Raw genomic sequence first — 19,503 nt, forward strand, 5'->3', positions numbered from 1 at the left:
GGACTAGAAGCTGCGACTGACCAGGCGATCACGACCTTCCGCCTTGGCTTGATAGAGCAGGTTGTCGGCGGCCTTGAGCATCTCTTCCGGGGTCTGCTCGGGCGTCGGATTGCAGCACGCGAGGCCCATGCTCATGGTCAGCCAGAGGCGGTCCTCCGCCAGCGGGTGGGCGATGCGCAATTCGGCGATGCCCTGGCGGCAGCGCTCCAGCACCGCTTCGGCTGCGGTACGCGAGGCGCCCGGCAGCAACAGCACGAACTCCTCCCCACCATAACGCGCCAGGCAGTCCCGCTCGCGGATGCGCTGTTCCAGCACCTGGGCCACCCGCGCGAGCGCCTGATCGCCCGCACCATGGCCGTGGGTATCGTTGTACTGCTTGAAGTAGTCGATATCGAGCATGGCGATAGCCAGGGAACCACGGCGGGAGACCGCCAGCTGCCATTCGATCGCCAGTTGCTCATCGAAGCGGCGGCGGTTGCCCACCGCCGTCAGCGGATCCATGTGCGCCAGCTCTTCCAGCAGCCGGCGCTGCCGGGCCAGTTGCAGGTGCAGCCGTACCCGGGCCAGCACGGCGAGCGGATTGAAGGGCTTCTGGATGAAATCGCTGGCGCCCAGCTCGAAACACTCGACTTCGCGGTGCAGGTCGTTGGCGGCGGTGATGAAGATCACCGGAATGGCACTGGTCTCGGCGCGGCGCTTGAACAGCTGGATCAGCTGCAGGCCGTCGATGCCGGGCATCACCACGTCAAGCAGGATCAGATCGGGATGCTCGCGGGCCGCCTTGGTCAGCGCCTGGACGCCACTCTTGGCCAGCATGATGCGCGCCTCGTTGCGCAGCAGATCACCGAGGACACGCAGGTTGCTCTTCTGATCGTCGACGATGAGGATCAACGGCAATTCGGGACGACGCCCCTCCATCGGCCGCTATCCCGACCGTTGTCCGGCCTGACGCACCCGCCGCAGCAGATCCGCGGTGGCATCGGCGGCATGCTCGAACTCGACGTCGTTCACCCACTCCCGGATCCGCGCCACGTCGGCGCCATGGGTGTTACTTACGCAGGCCCGCAGCAGGGTATCGAGCAGCTCTTCAGCGGCGAAGTCCGAGGTCTGCAGAAGCCCGACCAGCCGTTCGAGCAAGACCTCGAAGGCTTCCGTGGAGGCCTCCACATCCTGGTCGACCGGCAGCAGGATCTCGTCGAGCGCCGTCAGGCAGCGCTCGGCCTCCACCTGTAGCCGGCGCACGTCGTCACCGATGGGCTGAGCCAGACGAATCCGCTGGGTGAGACGCTGAGCGGCCTCCTGCAAGGCGCTGGCCCCGACATAGGCTGCCGTGGCCTGCAGACTATGAGCACACTCGAACAGGGCGGTGACATCGTCCGCCGCGCGCCAGGCGGCGACCTTCTCGGGCAATTCGGCCTGCTGCAGGCGGAAATCCCGGAGCAGCTGTTCATAAAGCTCGGCACTGCCGCGCAGCAGGTGCAACGCCGGCTCGGGTTCGAGTACCGCACTGGCGCGGGCCCGGGCCAGCACGCCGACGTCCTTGCTCTCCTCGACCTCTTCCACCGCCTTGCGCTCGGCACGCTGCAGCTGTTCGAGGTTGGCCCAGGCGGCGATGATGCGGAACAATTCGGCGGGATCGAGTGGCTTCACCAGGTGATCGTTCATGCCCGCGTCCAGGCAGCGTTCCCGATCCCCTGGGAGGCCGTTGGCGGTCATGGCGATGACTGGCAGCCCTGCCAGCGCCGGGCGGGTACGCAGCTCGCGGGTCGCCGACAGGCCATCCAGTCGCGGCATGTGCACATCCATCAGCACCAGGTCGTAGCGCTCGCGCTCCAGCTGATCCAGCGCCGCCTGGCCGTCCTCGGCCACGTCGATGAGAATGCCGCTGCCCTGCAGGAAGCCGATGACCACCTGACGATTGATGGCATTGTCGTCCACCAGCAGCAGGCGAATGCCCTGCAGGTCCACCACGCTCTGGCCCATGGTCGGCGAGGCGACGGGCGCCATGCCCAGGCCGGCCAGCAGGCGCTGCAAGGCCGGCCCGGTGACCGGCTTGTCCAGCAACTCCAGCCCTGGCAGATCCTCGCCCAGGCTGCGCACCTCCTCCGCCTCATAGGGTGAGGCCAGCAGGGTCAGCGCCAGCTGCGGCTGGCATTCGCGCAGACGCCGTGCCAGCACCAGGCCATCCTCGGCGCCGAGACGCCAGTCGACGATGGCCAGTTCGAAGGCCGCGGCGTGATCGATCATCGCCCCCAGGGCCTGCTCGCCGGACTCCGCTTCCACCACCTGCATGCCCAGTTCGCGCAGGCGCTGGCCGAGGGTACGCCGGGCCAGGCCATGATCGTCCACCAGCAGCACCTGACGCGGGGTCTGGCTGGGCAGCCTCTCGGGCTCGCCGACCATTGGCAGCGTCAGGCGCAGGGTGAAGCAGGAGCCCCGTCCCGCCTCGCTGTGAACCTCCAAGGTGCCGCCCATGAGCTCGGTGAGCTGGCGCGAGATCGCCAGGCCCAGGCCGGTGCCACCATAGCGGCGACTGATGGAGCCATCCGCCTGGGTAAAGGGCTGGAAGAGCTGTGCCTGCTGTGCCTCGGTCAGGCCGATACCGGTGTCTTCCACCGCCAGGCTGAAATGCGCGCGACCCTCCTCGCAGACGGCGCCGACGCGAATCAGCACATGGCCCCGCTCGGTGAACTTGACCGCGTTGCTCAGCAGATTGACCAGCACCTGCTGCAGCCGCAGCGGATCCCCTTCCAGCGCCAGGGGAACGTCCGGGCTGCAATCCAGGATCAGTTCGACCCCCTTCTCGTGGGCCTTGAGCGCGCAGAGATTGAGCGTGCGTTCGAGTACCTTGGCCAGGTTGAAGCCCAACCGTTCGAGCTGGGTACCGCCGGCTTCGTTACGCGAGTAGTCGAGCACGTCGTTGATCACGCCCAGCAGGGTCTCGCCGGAATCGAGGATCTTGCCGACATGACCGCGCTGCTCGCCGGACAGCCGGGTACCCAGCGTCAGGCGACTCAGACCGATCACCGCATTGAGTGGCGTGCGGATCTCGTGGCTCATGGTCGCCAGGAACAGCGACTTCGCCGCCGCCGCTTCCTCGGCGCGGATCCGTGCCTGGTCCAGCTCGAGGGTCCGTTCGGCGACGCGATGCTCCAGGGTCTCGTAGATCTGCGCGTGTTCCAGGGAAATGGCCGCCTGCGTGGCCAGGATGCCCAGCACCTGCAGGCGACCCGGGGTAAAGGCCTGGGCCAGCAGGTTGTTTTCCAGATAGAGGATGCCGATCAAGCGCCCCTGGCGCAGCACCGGCAGGCAGCAGATCGAGCGCGGACGGCGAGCGCGGATATAGGCATCGCGGACGAAACGCCCGGCACGGGCGGCATCGTCGAGAATCACCGGCTCCCGATGACGGATGACGTGGGCCACCAGGGTCAGGGGCACCAGCCCTTCGCCGGCGTCCTGCTCGTTCAGCGCCAGGGGCAGGCCCTGCAGCACCCTGGGCTCCGTCGCGCCGCTGCTCACCGAGGCCTGGACCAGCCAGCGCCCGCCTTCGGGCAGCAGCAACAGACCCTGCTGAGCCCCGCCCTCCTCCAGGATGATGCGCATCATCCGCGCCAGCAGCTGATCCAGCGCCAGTTCGTTGGAGATGGTCTGTAGCGACTTCAGCACCGACAGCCAGTCCAAGCGCATCATCTCGCTGGTGGACTGGCCCTGGGTACGCTGCATCGTCAGGGCGCTGGTCTCGGCCACGCGCAGCCAGTGTGGGAATTCGTCTTCCAGCGCCTGGGCCTTGGCCGCCGCGCCCCAGTGCAGGTAGCTGCGCTGGGCATCCTGCAGATAGGTCCGGGCCAGACGCGGTCGCTGCCGCTCCAGCCAGAAGCGGCCATAGAGCTCTTCGGCCAGCGCCGCGCCCTGCCGGAAACCGTGCAGGCGAGCGGACTCCAGCGCCTGCTCGTAGAGATCCATGGCAGCCTCGACGCGTCCGTCGCGCCGAGCCAGCTCGGCGTCCACCAGGTCACGCTTGTGCGCGAAGTTCTCCGGGCAGTGCTCCGCCCACCCGGCCAGACGCTCGCGGGCGCTCTGGACCTTTGCCAGGTCCTCGTCCACCAGTTCGCCTTCCGCGAGCAGGATCAGCGCTTGATAGAAGGCATGTTCGGCGATGCTGAACCAGCCGAAGCTCGCCGCCAGCGATGCCTCCATGGCTTCGGCATGGTGCCGAGCCTGGGGTAGCCGGCGGAACAGCAGCGCCGCCTGCATCTTGTTGAAGTCGTAGTAGTTCAGGCAGAGGACATGACCACTGTCCTGCATCTGCTGCACCAGTGCCGCCTCGTCCTGTCCCTCTTCGTCCCAGCGCTCCTGCCCCGGCGTGAGGCCCTGCAGCAGGCGCAGTGACTGACGCAGAATGGTGAAGACCTCGAGGGTGTTGGGATCGCCGATCCCCAGCAGGATCCGCTCGATCTCCTCGGTTTCGGCCAGGATGTCGTCCAGCGGTGCGCCGGCATGCTGCAGGTGCTTGAGGATGTGGAAGGCGCTATAGGCGGTAAAGATGATCTCGCCGGTGCGTTGCCCGGCTGCCAGGGCTTCGCGCAGCAGGGTGACGTTGTCCGCGATGGGGCTCGACCAGGGACTATTGGTCACCGCGAACATGGTGTAGACCTTGCACTTGAGCGGCAGATTGCCGGTGCGGTCCACCAGGTCGACGGCCAGTCGGCCGATCTGATAACCCAGTTCGTAGCGGCCATGAAAGGCCGACAGCACGGAGCCGTAGTTGGCGTAGCCGAAAGGCGACAGATCGCCGTTGCCGTACCGGATCGACAGTTTGACGATGCGCATGATCGCCAGCAGGCTCATGGCCAGGTCGACGTTGGTGGCCGGTCCCCAGAGCAGGCCCAGCAAGCGGATCAGCAACTGGGCGCGGGGATCTTCCATGCGCGGTAGGTCGAGCAGCGCCGCCGGGGTGCGCTCGGCCAGCCAGGCCTCGACCTCGGCGCTGTCGCTGCCGATGGCCTGGTTGATCGCCTCTGGCGCCTCCGGCCAGGGTTCGTCCAGCGCCTGGATACCGGCCACCGCGACGGCCACGGCCTCGATGAAGCGACCCAGGCCGCTGTACAGGTCGATCTGCAGGGCCCGGACCCCGGCCTCTTCGAAGGTGGTAAGGGCTCGCGGCAGCAAGAGGTCGCAGATGCGCAACGCTTCGCTGGCATCGCCACAGAGATGGGCCACTTCGGCCCATTCCCGATGCACCTGGAACAGCAGCGCGTGGCGGCTGCCCCAGGCCGCCTCGTCGATCAGCGCGACGGCCGTGCGCAGGAAGTCCAGCGCAGCGGGATAGGCATTGGCCTGACGCGCCTTGCGTGCGGCCTCCAGGTTGAGTTCCAGCAGTTGCAGGCGCTCGGCGGGCGTTTCGATCAGCGCCAGCGCCAGATTGAGATGACTCACGGCGTCCAGCCGCTGGTTGCTGCCCTCGGCGAGGTACAGCTGACCGGCGCGCAGATGGACTCGCTCGCGTTCGGCGGGCGCCAGCAGCGAGTAGGCGGCGTGCCGCACTTGATCGTGGGGAAAGCTGTAGCGGGTGGGGGTCGCCTCGCCCGTCTGGCCGCCGTCGGTTTCGGTGAGCAAGCCTTCCTGCACCAGCGATTGACAGAGCCGGCGGATATCCGCCGGTGATTCGGCCATCAGCGCGGCGAGGCGGTCGCTGGAGAAATGCGTGCCCAGGCAGGCCGCCCACTGCAGCAGCAGCGAGGTCGCCGCTGGCAGTTCCTTGAGCTTGCCGACCATGAAGTCGACGACATTGTCATAGACGTCCAGTGCCTGAAGGCGCTGCAGCTCCCAGTGCCACTGCCCGCGTTCACCATCGAATTCCAGCAGGCCATCCTGCTGCAGGCTACGCAGCAGCTGTTCGATGAAGAAGGGGTTGCCGAGGGTCTTGTCCAGGCACAGGCCAGCCAGCGCCGCCTGGTCCGCAGCCGGCGCCGGCAGCAGTTCGGCGATCAGCCGCTCGATCTCCACCCGTGACAGCGGGCCCAGCGAGAGGGTGCGGATCAACCCCGCGCTCAGCAGTCTTTCCAGGCTACTACCGGCCAACTGCTCTTCGCGATGGGTGGCCACCAGCAGCAGCGAGCCGTGGTCGCCCCGCGCCAGCAACCGTTCGATCAGTCGCAACGAGGCGCTGTCGGCCCATTGCAGGTCATCCAGCCAAAGCAACAGCGGGCGGGTGTCCGTGGCAAAGGCCCGCAACAAGGTGATCACGGTTTCGTCGAAGCGCTGTTCGGCCTGCTGCGGCGGTAGCTCGGCCACTGGAGGCTGGGGCCCGAGCCAGGTGGCCAGCTCAGGAGAGACTTCGGTCAGCACGCCCGCGTTGCCAGCCAGGGCGCCTACCAGGCGTTCGGCGAACGCCTCGCCCAGGGTCTGGCCGATCTCGACCAGCTCACGCACGGCCTGGCGCAGGGCGCCATAGGGCACGCCGCTGCCGAGCGTCTCGAACTTGCCATGGGCAAGGATCACCCGTTCGCCCTGGCGGCGAACGAAGGCCTGTACCAATGCCGACTTGCCCACCCCGGAGCTGCCGCTGACGAAGATCGCCTCGATCCGGCCCAGGGTCGCCCGGGCCAGGGCCTCCTCCAGCATCCGCAAGGGCACGCCGCGCCCCTGCAAGGTGCGCACCGGCATCAGCCGGGCCGGCGGATCCTGTTCACCCAGAGTAAAGTCTGACGAATCGCCCCCTTGATAGGCTGCCTGGCAACGCGTCAGATCACTCAGGATGCCGAAACAGCCCTGGTAACGTTCCTCGGCGGCCTTGGCCATGAGCTTGTCCACCAGCGCCGCCAGCATGGGCGGTACCGTCGGCACGCGCTCGACCAGCGACGGCGGCCGCATCGCCAGGTGCGCGTGCATCAATTCCAGGGGATCCTGGGCGCGAAAGGGCGGCTCACCGGCGAGCATCTCGTAGAAGGTCACGCCCAAGGCGTAGAAATCGCTGCGATAGTCCTGGTGACGCCCGGTTCGCCCGCTCTGCTCGGGAGCCAGATAGGTGAGGGAGCCTTCCAGACGGACATCGTTGCCATTGACGGCGCCAAAGGCCGTGGCGATTCCCAGGTCGGTGAGGCGTAGCGTGCCGGTGGCGCAGTTGCAGACGATGTTGCGCGGATTGAGGTCGTTGTGGGCGATACGCAGCCGGTGCAGTCGCGCCAGGGCGCGAACGATGGACAGTGCCCAGTCGAAGAAGTCCTCCAGGGCCATAGGGCCCGCCGCGAGCAGCTCGCCCAGATCGGTACCGCCGATGTCTTCGAGTACCAGGACCAGGCTGCCCTCGTGGTCCAGCAGGTCCAGGGCCGCGCTCACAGCGCCACTGGCGCTGGCCCGGCGGGTCAACTCGAACTCCTGGCGCAGCGTAGCCTGGGCCTGGGGCGTGGGGTAGTCGGTGGCCAGCAGCTTGAGGATCACCGGCTGACCATCGTCCAGCCGGGTTCCTCGATAGATCAGCGCATGGCGGCTTTCACTCACCCGCGTCGTGCAGCTGTAGCCTGGAATATTCAACAACGCGTTCGCCTCAATCCTCGTCTGACCAGGCGCAATGCCGGGTCAGCGCCTCCACTATTTCCGTTGCCTTGCTAAAGCTTCAAGGGAACCTTTCGATAAAGTGATATTACCTTAGCCATCACTTGGCATTCGTCCACTCACGCAACAATTTGCACACTCCGGAGCAATAGGCATGGAAGCGTTACCCTCTGTCCGCAAGATCGCCATTCTGGGTGGAGGAGTGTCCGCCGTCACCGCCGCCTTTCGTCTTACTAGTGAGCCCAACTGGCGTGAGCGTTACCAGATCACCCTGTATCAACAGGGCTGGCGCCTGGGGGGCAAGGGGGCCAGCGGACGTAACGCCGCCGATCACCAGCGGATCGAGGAACACGGCATCCATGTCTGGTTCGGCTTCTACTACAACGCCTTCCATAACCTGAGGCAGTGCTACGAAGAACTGGCTCGACCAGCGGGAGCGCCCCTGGCCACGCTTGACGAGGCCTTCTTCCCCCACTCCCATACCGCCTTCGCCGACGAGTTCCAGGGCCACTGGACCACCTGGCCCATCGATACCCTGGCGTTGCCCGGCAAGCCCGGCGAAGGCTGGAATCCCAAACCCTTCATGGCCGCCCTCGGCGACCTGCTGGAGTGGCTCTTGCGCCTGGGCGAGGTGGACGACACCCCGGTCACTGCCGAGCCGGCCGGCCTGTTCGCCCGGTTGCGCGCCCATTGTCGCGAGGAGTTGCAGGAGCTAGCGCTGGATGAGGCGGAGCGACACCTGCAGCGGGCCCGCACGGCACTGCCCGATGGCGTCGATCATCCGCTACTGCTGTGGCTGCTGCGCGAAGCACGCGGCCTGCTGGGCAAGGTGCTGCACGAGCGCAGCCAGACTCGCCTCAGCGCCCACCGGCTGTGGCTGCTGATGGACTTCGGTCTCACGGTGCTCATCGGCATGCTCGCCGACGAGGTCTACTCCAAGGGCTTCGAGGCGCTCAACGCGGAAACCTTCCTGGCCTGGCTCGAACGCCATGGCGCCAGCACCGCGACCCTGGACGGTGCGGTGCTCAAGTCGTTGCACGGCGGCATCTTCGCCTATCGCGACGGCAATCTCGGCCAACCCGATGTCGAGGCCGGCACCGTGCTGCGCGCCGCCCTGCTAGCCCTGACCACCGCCAAGGGTTCCTTCATCTGGCGCATGCAGGCCGGCATGGGCGACGTGGTCTTTGCGCCCTACTACGAGGTGCTGGCCCGCCGCGGGGTGGAGTTCCGCTTCTTCCACCAGGTCACCGGCATCGAAGCCGCCGACGATGGCCAGGGCCCACGGGTGACCCGCCTGCAGATTCAGCGCCAGGCCCCCCTCAAGGGTGACGCCTACCAGCCGCTGGTGGACGTCAAGGGCCTGCCCTGCTGGCCTTCGGCGCCGCTATACGAGCAGATCGACGACCAGGTCGCCAAGGACCTGCAAGACGGCCAGATCAACCTGGAATCCAACTGGAGTGGCTGGCAGGGCGTCGAGCAGCTGGAGTTGCAGGTCGAGCGGGACTTCGACGAGGTGGTGCTGGGCATTTCCGTGGCTGGCCTCGCCGCTCTCTCCCCCAGCCTATGTGCCCTGGACCCGGCCTTCGCCCGGATGACCCAGGCAGTGGCGACCGTTGCCACCCAGGCCGTGCAGCTCTGGCAGAACCGTGATGCCTGGCAACTGGGCTGGACCGGTTCGCCCCAGGGCGGCCAGGCGCCGGAGCTGCTGGGCTTCGCCGCCCAGCCGATGGATTCCTGGGCCGACGTCAGCTATCTGGTGGAGCGTGAAGACTGGTCGCACGGCACGCCGCCGGCGGACATCAGCTATTTCTGCGGCGTACTCGAGGCTCCGCCCGCCCCGCCTATCGGCAAGCGAGACGACTATCCGCAAAAACAGGCCGCCCAGGTAAGAGCCGCCTTCATCGACCTCATGAACGCCAAGCTGAGCGCCTACTGGCCGGAGGCCGTGACCGCGGCGGGCTACCGCTGGGACTGTCTGCTGGCGCCCGACGATGTCCAGGGACCGGCACGCTTCGACTATCAGTACTGGCGCGCCAACGTCGATCCCAGTGAGCGCTATGTACAGAGCGTGGCCGGCAGCAGTCGCTATCGGCTGCCCACCGACGGCACGGTCTGTCGCAACCTCTATCTGACCGGGGATTGGATCCGCAACGGCTTCAACATGGGCTGCGTGGAGTCGGCGACCCTATCCGGCCTGCAGACCGCTCGCGCCCTGCTCGGCCACACCGAGGCCCTGCCCGGCGAGGACGCCTTCCAGTAGCGCCACCGTTTCGGCCGCGGCGCGCTCGGCGCAACGGTCCGCGGCGGGCGGATAGGCCGGCTCGTCGCCATTCAGGTACGCCAGCAGTTCGGGAGCCTGGTTCCATTCGGCGGCCTCGGCATAGAGCCGAGGCAGCTCCAGGCGGATCCAGCCGTCCATGAGCCGCACGCCCAACTCGCCGATGCCCAGGCCATGCCCCTCGATCACCTCGCGATCCGCCTCGGTGAGCGGATAGTGCGGCGGATAGAAATCGGCCAGGCTGACCAACAACTTGACCGAAAAGCCGCGCGGATCGGCCAGCAGCGCGCCCAGCTCGGCGAACAGCGTCGCCTCCTCGACCAGCGCCTGGGCGAACATCAGCCGATACAGGGTGATGTTGAGAAACAGCTGGCCTACGGCGTTTTCCGCGCGGGCATCCTGCTGATAGCGGGCAAAACCGGCAAGGATGGAAGCGTTGTGCGCCCGGTACCAGTGCCGCGGGCTAGGATCGGCGATGAAGGTCAGCCAGCAGCGGGTTGGATACGGCGCCTGGTCATCCGGCAGGCCATGGTGCGCCAGGCACCCGGCCAGCTCGGCCAGATAGATGAAGTGCAGATTGACGTTGCGCCACCAGGGGCTGCCGGTCATCGGCTCCAGGACACCGGCCTGGAGTTCCCAATCGAGAAAGGCCAGCTCCGAATCACCGTAGCTCAGGCCATCGTTATCGGTATCGCCGAAGCGCTGATAGAAGGCTTCACGGACCGCTCGCCGCCGCGTGGGGCAATTCTCGATCTGGCGACAGAGCTCGGTAGTCGCGGCAACCGCCTCTTCGTAGCTGTACATGACTTCCCTGCCTCCGCTGTCGAAATTCAGCACAATCATGGCGCAATGCTATCACCAGGCTCCACGCGCAATAGGCTGAACGTACTAGAAGAGAGGTCCAACGGGCCTCCCTCATGGCGCCAGTCACCCTTGAGCGGATCGCCGCCGCGAGCGATGACCACCACGGGCCGCACCTGACGATGAGCGGACAGGCGCCGGCTGGGCAACATGGCGTCGCCATCGTCCAGATGCACCCGCCGTGGCAGATCGGCAGCCCGCAGGCGCCGTACCGCCAGCGGCGGTCCCGGCTCGTCCACCGCCAGCGCCAGCACGAAGACGCTGTCCTCGGGCCTTACCCGTTGCGCCACGGCGGGCGACAGACTGACCTCCACCTCCAGTCCAGGCCGCGCAAGCGCCTGGCCAGCGGCTCGGGCCGCCTTTTCTGCCCGGGCGACCCCGTCGGCAAGGGTGCGACGCAGAGGATCCGCGGGCGGTAGAACGGCGACCAGCCTCTGCCAGTAGTTGGCCGCGCCGGCATAGTCGCCACGCTCGTAGGCGGCCATGCCCAGCAGCCCCAGGGTGGTGGGCTCGCCGGCATCCGCCGCCAGGGCCTCATCGGCCAGCGCCTGGGTCTGCGCATCCAGGGTGCGGCCGGCGGCGAAGAAACGTGCCTGAGCCAGTTGCCCCAACACCTCAGGTCGCCGGCCATCGCGCGGCAGGACCTGCTCGAAGGCCGCCACCGCGTCCTGGTAGCGGCCCAGGCCGGCATAGGCGCGGGCAAGCAGGTACCAGTTGTCGGCCGCCTGGGGTTGCAGGCGGGTGGCCGCTTCCAGGTTGGCCAGCAGCGCCTGGGGAGAGCGCGGTGGCGCGGCAAGCTGCTGACTCAGCTGTAGCGCCGGCCAGGCGCCGAGCAGCAGGTAGAGGCCCAGGGCCAAGGCCGGTACCGCCAGGGCAGCGCCAACACCCAGACGCCGGCCACGTCGCAGGGGGAATGCCGCCCGGGCCGGGCTGTCGGCGAGCAGGCTCCGACCTGCCTCCGCTTCAGCCAGCGCCAGTGCCTCGGCATCCAGCTCGCCCCGCTCGGCACGCCCCCGTAGCTCGGTCAGGCGCTCCCGATAGAGGATGCGATTGAGGGCCGCACGCTGATCGACGGCTGCCCGTCCCCCGCGCAGCACCGGAACCAGCAGGATCAGGGCCGCCAGCATCAGCAGCAGTCCGGCCGAGCCCCAGAACGTCAGCATCAGGACTCCTCCTCCGCCTGCAGCGCCGCCAGCCGTTGTCGCTCCGCCTCGCTCAGCCCTGGCGCCGGACGGCGCCGCCGCGTCAGGGCGATGAGCAGTCCGGCTCCACCCAGCAGGCCCAGGCCAGGCAGCAGCCAGAGCAGCAGGGTGCGGCCTTCAAAAGGTGGCCGATAACGGATGAATTCACCGTAGCGCTGTTCCAGGTGGGTGATGATCTCGTCGTCGCTCTGCCCGGCCGCCATCAGCCGCTGGATCTCGCGACGCAGATCGCCGGCGATGGGCGCATTGGAGTCGGCCAGGTCCTGGTTCTGGCACTTGGGACAGCGCAACTCGCGGGTGAGGGCCTGGAAGCGATCTCGCTCAGCCTCGTCGTGAAAGCCATAGGGATCGATGGTGGCACCGGCCAGGGCCGACCAGACCAGCAGGACCAGCGCCAGCCACCTCATGGCGCCGCCACCAGGGCGTGATAGCGCGGGCCGAGCTCTTCAGCCCAGACCCGCTGATCGACCACGCCGACATGGCGATAGCGCACCACGCCCTGGGCATCGATCAAGAAGGTTTCCGGCGCGCCATAGACGCCCAGGTCGAGCCCCAGGCGACCGGCGTCGTCGCGGAGATCGAGCTGATAGGGATCGTGGAATTCCGCCAGCCAGCGGCGGGCGCTGGCGTTGTCGTCCTTGTAGTTGATGCCGTGGATCACCACGCCCTGGGCCTTGAGCTGATTCAGCACGGGGTGCTCTTCGCGGCAGGCCACGCACCAGGTGCCCCAGACATTGACCAGCGCCGGGCGGCCGAGCAGGTCCTGGCGGCTGAACAGTTGGTCATCCTTCACGCCTGGCAGCGAAAAGGCGGGAAACGGCTGCCCCATCAGCGCCGAGGGCAAGGCTTGGGGATCGCGATGGAGCCCGCGAAAGAGAAAACCGGCCAGGACCAGAAAGGCCAGCAGTGGCAGACAGAGCAACAGGCGACGACGCATCATGGGGACTCCATGGGCAAGGAGGCGCCTGGCCGGCGGCGGCGATAGCGAGGATCGGTCAGCGCCACCAGGCCACCCAGGGCGGTGAGCAGGCCACCCAGCCAGATCAGCCTGACGAAGGGCTTGATCTGCAGGCGCACGGCCCAGGCGCCCTCCCCCAGTGACTCACCGAGCGCCACATAGAGATCGCGGGTCAGGCCGGCGTCGATGGCGGCTTCGGTCATGACCGCGCCGCTGGCCAGGTAGCGGCGTTTTTCCGGTGTCAGCAAGGCGACGACCCGACCGTCACGCTCGACCTGCAACAAGGCACGTTCGGCGGTGAAGTTCGGCCCCTCGTAGTGCTGGGTGCCCGCGAAGCCGAAGCGATAGCCGCCAAGCTCGACGTGCTCACCCGGCGCCAGGCGCAGATCGCGCTGCATATCCAGCTGGCTGGCCAGCACCACGCCCAGGGCCAGCACCGCCAGGCCCAGATGCGCCAGCTGCATGCCCCAGTAGCTGCGTGGCTGGCCGCGCAGGCCGCGCCGCCAGCCCAGGGCCGCGACCTTGCCCAGCAGATCGCGCAGCGCGGTGAGGACGATCCAGGCGGCCAGCGCCAGCACCGCGAGGATCGCTGCCTTGGGCTGGTCCAGCCAGAAGGCCGCAAGGCCGGCCAGGGCGGCGCAGGCCAGCAGGAGGGGCGCCAGCAAGCGGGCCAGCCAGCGCCCCGGACTGTTTTTCCAGCGCACCAGCACCCCGACGCCCAGGGCCAGCATCAGCAGCGCCATCAGTGGCACGAACAGCAGGTCGAAATAGGGCGGGCCGACCGACAGCTTGGCCCCGGTGAGGCTGTCGATGATCAACGGATAGAGGGTACCCAGCAGGACCGTGGCGGCGGCGGTCACCAGGATCAGGTTGTTGACCAGAAGCAGCGCCTCGCGCGAGGCCAGGCTGAAGGATGCCGTACCCGTGAGCGCGGGCGCTCGCCAGGCGAACAGCGTCAGGGAGCCGCCAACCACCAACAGCAGGAAGGCCAGGATGAAGACGCCGCGGGTGGGATCGCTGGCGAAGGCGTGGACCGAGGTCAGCACTCCCGAGCGCACCAGGAAGGTCCCCAGCAGGCTGAGGGAAAAGGCGGCGATCGCCAGGAGCACCGTCCAGCCCTTGAACAGGCCGCGTTTCTCGGTCACTGCCAGGGAGTGCAGCAGGGCTGTCCCTACCAGCCAGGGCATGAAGGAAGCGTTCTCCACCGGATCCCAGAACCACCAGCCCCCCCAGCCCAGTTCGTAGTAGGCCCACCAGGAGCCCAGTACGATGCCGCAGCCGAGAAAGGCCCAGGCCAGCAGGGTCCAGGGTCGTGCCCAGCGCGCCCAGGCGGCGTCCAGCCGTCCTTCCAGCAGGGCCGCGAGGGCGAAGGCGAAGGCCACCGAAAAGCCGACATAGCCCATGTAGAGCATGGGCGGATGCAGGATGAGACCGGGGTCCTGCAGCAGCGGATTGAGGTCGTTGCCCTCGCGCGGGAACTGCGGCAGCAGTCGGGCGAAGGGATTGGAGGTGGCGACCGTGAAGGCCAGAAAGCCCGTGGCCACCAATCCGAGAACCCCCAGCACCCGCGCCAGCAGCGCCTCGGGCAGTTGCCGCGAACGGACCGCCACCGCCAGGCTCCAGGCCGAAAGCGTCAACGCCCAGAGCAGCAGGGACCCCTCGTGGGCCCCCCAGGTGGCACTGATCTTGTAGTACCAGGGCAGGCGACTGTTGGAATTGGCGGCCACATAGGCCACCGAGAAGTCGTCCTGCAGGAAGGCCCAGGTCAGGGCAGTGAAGGCCAGCACCAAAAACAGGCACTGGCCGAAGGCGGCCGGACGTGCCAGCCGCATCCAGTCGACCTGACCGCGCCAGGCGCCCAGTAGCGGCAAGGTGCCCTGCACCAGGGCCATGACGAGTGCCAGCAGCAGACAGAGTTGCCCCAGTTCAGGAATCATGGCGCCGGCCTCGCGCCGTCCAGCGGCCGCCCAGCCTGGCGCAACGCCTGGCTGACCTCCGGTGGCATGTACTTCTCGTCGTGCTTGGCGAGAATCTGGTCGGCGACCAACTGCCCCTGGTCATCCAGCCGACCCAGGGCCACCACGCCCTGCCCTTCGCGGAACAGGTCCGGCAGGATGCCGGCATAGCTCACCCGCACCTCACGCTGGAAGTCGGTGATGACGAAGCTCACCGCCAGCGAATCCGCGGCGCGCACCAGGCTGCCCTTTTCCACCATGCCACCGGCGCGGATACGGGTATCCCGCGGTGCCTCGCCCTGGGCGATCTGGCTGGGGGTATAGAAGAGGTTGATGTTCTGCTGCAGCGCGCTGAGGGCCAGCGCCGCCGCGCCGCCTACGCCAAGCAGCAGCAACAGGATCCACAACAGCCGTCGGCGCCGGATCGGATTCATGGACGCCGCTCCCGGCGCCAGCGCTGGCGCAACGTCCGTTCCAGACGTCGACGCGCCAACCAACCCTGCAACAGCAGACCGCCGAGGATCGCCAGGGTCAGACCAAAGGCGGGCCAGACATAGAGGCCATGGCGTCCCATGCTCAGGGCTTGAGTCCAGTCCATCCCGGTCATGCCCGCGCCTCGCCCAGTTCCGCCTGCACCCACCGACTGCGCCACTCGCGCCGCAGCAGCTCCAGACGCATCCGCTGCAACAGCAAGCCAGTGAAGAACAGATAGAAACCCAGCACCATCACCAGCAGCGGCAGCCACATGGCTGGCGGCATCGGCGGGCGCTCCACCAGGCTGAAGGTCGCCGGCTGGTGCAGGGTGCTCCACCACTCCACCGAGTACTTGATGATCGGCAGGTTCACCGAACCCACCAGCGCCAGGATGGCGCAGGCTCGGGCAGCGCTTTCACGCTGGCCGATGGCCTGCCCGAGGGCGATGACGCCCAGGTAGAGGAACAGCAACACCAGCATCGAGGTGAGGCGGGCATCCCAGATCCACCAGGTGCCCCAGGTGGGGATGCCCCACAGCGACCCCGTGGCCAGGGCGATCACCGTCATCCAGGCGCCCAGGGGCGCGGCTGCGCGCAGGGCCACATCCGCCAGCTTGAGCCGCCAGATCAGGCCGACGGCGCCGGCGATGGCGAGCAGCAGATAGCAGGACTGCGCCAGGAAGGCGGCCGGCACGTGCACATAGATGATGCGAAAGCTGTCGCCCTGCTGGTAGTCCGGCGGCGCCAGGAACAGCCCCCAGACCAGCCCAACCGCCAGCAGCAGGCCGGCCAGTGCCAGGCAGGGTCCCTGCAGGCGGCCGGCCAGCCGGTAGAAGATCGCCGGCGAGCCCAGGCGATGCAGCCAGGTCCAGTTCATGTCGTCCTCGTCATTGGGCGGCGCCGATGCGCAGGCTGGCGGCCACCGCCAGGGGTGCCAGGGTCAGGGCCAGCAGGGTCAGGCAACCCAGCCAGAGCAGTAGCCCCGCCACCGGCAGGCCCAGCCGGGCAGCATCCAGGGTGCTGGCGCCAAGAATGAGCACCGGGATCTGCAACGGCAGGTTGAGCAGCGCCAGCAGCAGGCCACCGCGCGCCAGGCCCACGGTGAGCGCCGCGCCGATGGCACCGATCAGGGTCAGCGCCAGGCTGCCGAGGGTCAAGGCCGCCAGGGTTGCTGGCAGGGCCGCGGCCGGCAGCCCCAGCATCAGCGCCAGCAGCGGGGTCAAGGCCACCAGCGCCAGGCCGGCGAAGCACCAGTGCACCAGCAGCTTGAGCAGCACCAGCAGCGCCAAGGGCTGGGGCGCCAGTAGCCAGTGTTCGAGGGAACCGTCCTGCCACTCGCTGCGAAACAGGGCCTCCTGGCCCAGCAACAGGGCCAGCAGCAGCGCGATCCACAAGAGCCCAGGTGCCAACACGGCGAGTTGCCGGCTGTCCGGGCCCAAGGCGAGGGGAAACAGGGTCACCACCAGGGCATGGAACGCCAGCGGCGTAAGCCACAGCGCCGGGCGGCGGCAGGCCAGGCGCCATTCTCGGCGCAGGATGGCCCGGCAGGCGCCGCTCACCGGCCACCGTCCAGTTGCAGACGACGATGACCGGCAGGCAGGTCATCCAGCTCGCGATGGCTGGTCAGCGCCACGGCGCCGCCGGTGGCGCAATGCTCGTGCAGGCGCTGCTCCAGATGCTGGCAGGTGCCGGCATCCAGGGCCGTGAAGGGTTCGTCCAGCAGCCAGAGCCGCGGGGGATGGGGCAGATACAGACGTGCCAGGGCGACGCGGCGCCGCTGGCCGGCCGACAGCTGTGCGCAGGGTTCGTCCGCCCACTCGGCCAGACCGACCGCCGCCAAGGCGGCGACGCAGACCTCGCTCGTGGCCGGTCGCCACAGATTCGCCAGGACCTGGAGATTTTCCACCGCTGTCAGGGCCTCGCTGACGCCGGGCGCATGCCCCAGCCAGAGCAGCTCCGCCGCCGGTGGCCGGCGCACGTCACCGCCATCGGCTGGCAGCAGCCCCGCCAGGATACGCAGCAGGCTGGTCTTGCCGCTGCCATTGACGCCCCCGATCTGCAGCAGCTCACCCGCCTGCACGCTCAGGCTCAGATCGTCGAACAGCAGGCGGCCGCCCCGTTCGCAACGGAGCGCGACGGCGTCGAGCAGGGGCTGATTCAAGACAGGAGATCTCACGGCACTAAAGTCGGTCGGGCAATGGCCGTTAACCCGGCACACGCCTTTGAAGGCGCGCCATTATACACAGGCGACTCTTCCGGACCTGCCCGATGAACTCCATCTCCGCGATCCCACCCAGCGTCGGCGTCACGCCCGCCCTGCCCGTCCGGGCCGCGGCGGCGCAGGCGTCGGATGCCGGCGCGCAGATCCTGCAGGCCCTGCAGTCCCTCGACGACCTGATTCCGGCCGGCAGCACGGCCACTGCCGAGGTGCTCGCCACGCGGCCGGCCGGCCAGAATTTCCAGTTCCTGCTGCAATTGCAGCTCGCCCAGGGTGGCAGCGTCCTGCTCACCACCCAGAGCCCGACCAACAATTTGCCGGTGGGCAGCCAGCTGCTGGTGAGTACCCTGGGGTCCACCCAGCTGGCGGTGCTGCTGCAAAGCCTGGAGGGCGACGCGCCGCCGCCGCCCTTGCAGCAACTGGATCTGCGCCAGTTGCCGGTAGGCACCACGCTGCAACTACGGGTGCTGAGCAACCTGCTGCAACAGCCCCCGGGAACGGCGCCTACCTACGAGGTGATCGCCAAGGCGCTGAGCTCCAACCTCGAAGGCCGCCAGCTCAAGCTGGAATCAGCCCGTCCGGTGCCGGTGGGCAGCCTGTTGACCGTGGTGATCAAGGACAGCCAGGAGGTCACGGTGCTGCCCATGGCACAGCGCCTCGACCAGCTCGACATCGATCGGCAACTGCAGGGCCAGGGACAGCGGCAGCTGTCGATGAACGCCCTGCTGCAATGGCTGGAGGACGTCCCCGAGGCAGACCTGCCGCCCTCGGTCGGCGCGGCCCTCAAGTCGCTGCTGGCCAACCTGGAACACACCGAGGCCCTCACCACGGCCCAGGGCTGGACCCGCGCCCTGGCCCGCAGCGGACTGCAACTGGAGCAGCAGTTGCTGGATCGCAGCGGTCCCGACCTCCAGGAAGATTTCAAAGCCAATCTCTTGCGCCTGGTGGATCGCCTGCTGGCCAGCGTACCGGGCGATGCGCTGCGCAATCCCCAGGTCGCGGTTCAGACCGCCCAGCAGAATCTGCCCGATGCCCTGCGTCGGGCCTTGGGCGACGCCGCCACCGCCAATCGCCAACCCACCGCCCTGGACTTTCCGCTGGGCGAGCGCGATGGCCGCGGCCTCAGCGCCGCCAATGCCGAACTCGACGAATTGCTGCAACTGGCCACGGGGGTCATCGCCCGGCTGCAGACCCATCAGCTGGCCAGTCTGGCCCAGACCCAGGTACTGCCGGATGGCTACTACCTGTCCACCTGGCAGACCGAGATCCCCTGGCGCGACGGCGAGCGCCTTGGCGCGGTGCAGGTCCGCTTCCAGGAAGAACGGCCTCCACCGGATAGCCGCGGCGAGGCCCGCGACAGCCTGTGGAAGGTGGAGCTGGCCTTCGACCTTGCCCCGCTCGGCCCGCTGCAGGTCAGGGCCCAACTCGCCAGCGGCCGGCTATCGAGCGAATTCTGGGCGGAAAAAGGTGCCACCGCGACCCTGATCGATACCGAATTGCCCCACCTGCGCGACCGTCTGCTGGCCGCCGGCTTCGTGGTCGGCGACCTCAGCAGCCGCCAGGGCCGCCCCGCACGCAATCCGCGTACCTCCCTCGAACAACGCTGGATCGACGACACCGCATGAGCACGCCCTCCCCCCGCCAGGCCATCGCCCTGTCCTATGACGGCAGCAGCGCTCCGATCCTCTCCGCCAAGGGTGATGCCGAACTGGCCGAGCTCATCCTGGCCACGGCCCGCGAGCACGAGGTGCCCATCTACGAGAACGCCGACCTGGTGCGCATCCTGGCACGCCTGGAATTGGGCTCGGAAATTCCCGAGGCGCTCTATCGTACCCTGGCGGAAATCATCGCCTTCGCCTGGCACCTCAAGGGCAAGTGCCCAGCGCATCTGGCCGACCAACCGGACCTGTCGTACGGCTGGGAGCGGATGCCGTAGGTTGCGGTTGAGCGCAGCGAAGCCCAACAGCCGGGCTTGGACGACACGTCGAAACCCGTTCAGATCTC

15 protein-coding genes are annotated in these 19,503 nt (G+C 67.9%); 3 read left to right on the plus strand and 12 right to left on the minus strand.

The window, feature by feature from the left end; genetic code table 11:
* Nucleotides 1–3: 3 nt before the first annotated feature.
* Both ACWPW1_RS14350 and ACWPW1_RS14355 read right to left on the minus strand, forming a co-directional pair.
* On the minus strand, nt 4–918 hold the full coding sequence (locus ACWPW1_RS14350) for a diguanylate cyclase domain-containing protein (protein ID WP_059315379.1): 915 nt from the start codon (nt 916–918) through the stop codon (nt 4–6).
* A gap of 6 nt (nt 919–924) precedes the next feature.
* Nucleotides 925–7,536, minus strand: a complete 6,612-nt coding sequence (locus ACWPW1_RS14355; protein WP_454253268.1) for a response regulator — start codon at nt 7,534–7,536, stop codon at nt 925–927.
* A 172-nt stretch (nt 7,537–7,708) separates the two neighbouring features.
* On the opposite strand from ACWPW1_RS14355, the gene ACWPW1_RS14360 reads away from it, so the two are divergent.
* Nucleotides 7,709–9,814 (plus strand): NAD(P)-binding protein, encoded by a 2,106-nt coding sequence (locus tag ACWPW1_RS14360; RefSeq protein WP_454253269.1) that lies wholly within the window; start codon nt 7,709–7,711, stop codon nt 9,812–9,814.
* On the opposite strand, the gene ACWPW1_RS14365 is transcribed toward ACWPW1_RS14360, so the two are convergent.
* Genes ACWPW1_RS14365 through ccmA form a run of 10 tightly spaced genes read right to left on the minus strand, consistent with a single transcriptional unit; the run spans nt 9,740 to nt 17,442 of the window.
* Nucleotides 9,740–10,636: a hypothetical protein gene (locus ACWPW1_RS14365; protein ID WP_454253270.1), complete on the minus strand. Its 897-nt coding sequence runs from the start codon at nt 10,634–10,636 to the stop codon at nt 9,740–9,742. The genes ACWPW1_RS14360 and ACWPW1_RS14365 overlap by 75 nt on opposite strands.
* Nucleotides 10,637–10,671: 35 nt before the next feature.
* Nucleotides 10,672–11,856: a c-type cytochrome biogenesis protein CcmI gene (gene ccmI / locus ACWPW1_RS14370; RefSeq protein ID WP_454253271.1), complete on the minus strand. Its 1,185-nt coding sequence runs from the start codon at nt 11,854–11,856 to the stop codon at nt 10,672–10,674.
* Entirely contained in the window at nt 11,856–12,302 is a 447-nt protein-coding gene (locus ACWPW1_RS14375; RefSeq protein ID WP_454253272.1) for a cytochrome c-type biogenesis protein, read from the minus strand. The genes ccmI and ACWPW1_RS14375 overlap by 1 nt, the downstream gene beginning before the upstream one ends.
* On the minus strand, nt 12,299–12,832 hold the full coding sequence (locus ACWPW1_RS14380; RefSeq protein ID WP_454253926.1) for a DsbE family thiol:disulfide interchange protein: 534 nt from the start codon (nt 12,830–12,832) through the stop codon (nt 12,299–12,301). The genes ACWPW1_RS14375 and ACWPW1_RS14380 overlap by 4 nt, the downstream gene beginning before the upstream one ends.
* Complete coding sequence (locus tag ACWPW1_RS14385) at nt 12,832–14,790, minus strand: heme lyase CcmF/NrfE family subunit (protein ID WP_454253273.1); 1,959 nt, start codon at nt 14,788–14,790, stop codon at nt 12,832–12,834. The genes ACWPW1_RS14380 and ACWPW1_RS14385 overlap by 1 nt, the downstream gene beginning before the upstream one ends.
* Entirely contained in the window at nt 14,787–15,242 is a 456-nt protein-coding gene (gene ccmE / locus ACWPW1_RS14390; RefSeq protein WP_059315386.1) for a cytochrome c maturation protein CcmE, read from the minus strand. Before ccmE ends, ACWPW1_RS14385 begins: the two co-directional genes overlap by 4 nt.
* Complete coding sequence (gene ccmD, locus ACWPW1_RS14395; protein WP_454253274.1) at nt 15,239–15,415, minus strand: heme exporter protein CcmD; 177 nt, start codon at nt 15,413–15,415, stop codon at nt 15,239–15,241. Before ccmD ends, ccmE begins: the two co-directional genes overlap by 4 nt.
* Nucleotides 15,412–16,158, minus strand: coding sequence for a heme ABC transporter permease (locus tag ACWPW1_RS14400; protein WP_323150142.1), 747 nt, complete (start codon nt 16,156–16,158; stop codon nt 15,412–15,414). Before ACWPW1_RS14400 ends, ccmD begins: the two co-directional genes overlap by 4 nt.
* Before the next feature lie 10 nt (nt 16,159–16,168).
* The gene (ccmB, locus tag ACWPW1_RS14405; protein WP_454253275.1) at nt 16,169–16,840 is read right to left on the minus strand and encodes a heme exporter protein CcmB; all 672 of its coding nucleotides are present in this window, start codon (nt 16,838–16,840) and stop codon (nt 16,169–16,171) included.
* Nucleotides 16,837–17,442 (minus strand): cytochrome c biogenesis heme-transporting ATPase CcmA, encoded by a 606-nt coding sequence (ccmA, locus tag ACWPW1_RS14410; RefSeq protein ID WP_454253276.1) that lies wholly within the window; start codon nt 17,440–17,442, stop codon nt 16,837–16,839. Before ccmA ends, ccmB begins: the two co-directional genes overlap by 4 nt.
* Nucleotides 17,443–17,549: 107 nt before the next feature.
* Here ccmA and fliK point away from each other — a divergent pair, with 107 nt between their 5' ends.
* Complete coding sequence (gene fliK, locus ACWPW1_RS14415; RefSeq protein ID WP_454253277.1) at nt 17,550–19,124, plus strand: flagellar hook-length control protein FliK; 1,575 nt, start codon at nt 17,550–17,552, stop codon at nt 19,122–19,124.
* Nucleotides 19,121–19,435 (plus strand): EscU/YscU/HrcU family type III secretion system export apparatus switch protein, encoded by a 315-nt coding sequence (locus tag ACWPW1_RS14420; protein WP_059315391.1) that lies wholly within the window; start codon nt 19,121–19,123, stop codon nt 19,433–19,435. The genes fliK and ACWPW1_RS14420 overlap by 4 nt, the downstream gene beginning before the upstream one ends.
* Nucleotides 19,436–19,503 lie beyond the last annotated feature (68 nt).

The organism is Pseudomonas sp. Marseille-Q7302 (assembly GCF_965111925.1).

Excerpts from the sequence above, each read along its gene's own strand:
- ccmI (WP_454253271.1), bottom strand. The coding sequence starts at position 11,856 with ATGCTGACGTTCTGGGGCTCGGCCGGACTGCTGCTGATGCTGGCGGCC.
- ACWPW1_RS14420 (WP_059315391.1), top strand. The coding sequence starts at position 19,121 with ATGAGCACGCCCTCCCCCCGCCAGGCCATCGCCCTGTCCTATGACGGC.
- fliK (WP_454253277.1), top strand. The coding sequence starts at position 17,550 with ATGAACTCCATCTCCGCGATCCCACCCAGCGTCGGCGTCACGCCCGCC.
- ACWPW1_RS14360 (WP_454253269.1), top strand. The coding sequence starts at position 7,709 with ATGGAAGCGTTACCCTCTGTCCGCAAGATCGCCATTCTGGGTGGAGGA.
- ACWPW1_RS14375 (WP_454253272.1), bottom strand. The coding sequence starts at position 12,302 with ATGAGGTGGCTGGCGCTGGTCCTGCTGGTCTGGTCGGCCCTGGCCGGT.
- ACWPW1_RS14365 (WP_454253270.1), bottom strand. The coding sequence starts at position 10,636 with ATGTACAGCTACGAAGAGGCGGTTGCCGCGACTACCGAGCTCTGTCGC.
- ccmD (WP_454253274.1), bottom strand. The coding sequence starts at position 15,415 with ATGACCGGGATGGACTGGACTCAAGCCCTGAGCATGGGACGCCATGGC.
- ACWPW1_RS14385 (WP_454253273.1), bottom strand. The coding sequence starts at position 14,790 with ATGATTCCTGAACTGGGGCAACTCTGTCTGCTGCTGGCACTCGTCATG.
- ACWPW1_RS14400 (WP_323150142.1), bottom strand. The coding sequence starts at position 16,158 with ATGAACTGGACCTGGCTGCATCGCCTGGGCTCGCCGGCGATCTTCTAC.
- ccmE (WP_059315386.1), bottom strand. The coding sequence starts at position 15,242 with ATGAATCCGATCCGGCGCCGACGGCTGTTGTGGATCCTGTTGCTGCTG.
- ACWPW1_RS14350 (WP_059315379.1), bottom strand. The coding sequence starts at position 918 with ATGGAGGGGCGTCGTCCCGAATTGCCGTTGATCCTCATCGTCGACGAT.
- ACWPW1_RS14380 (WP_454253926.1), bottom strand. The coding sequence starts at position 12,832 with ATGCGTCGTCGCCTGTTGCTCTGTCTGCCACTGCTGGCCTTTCTGGTC.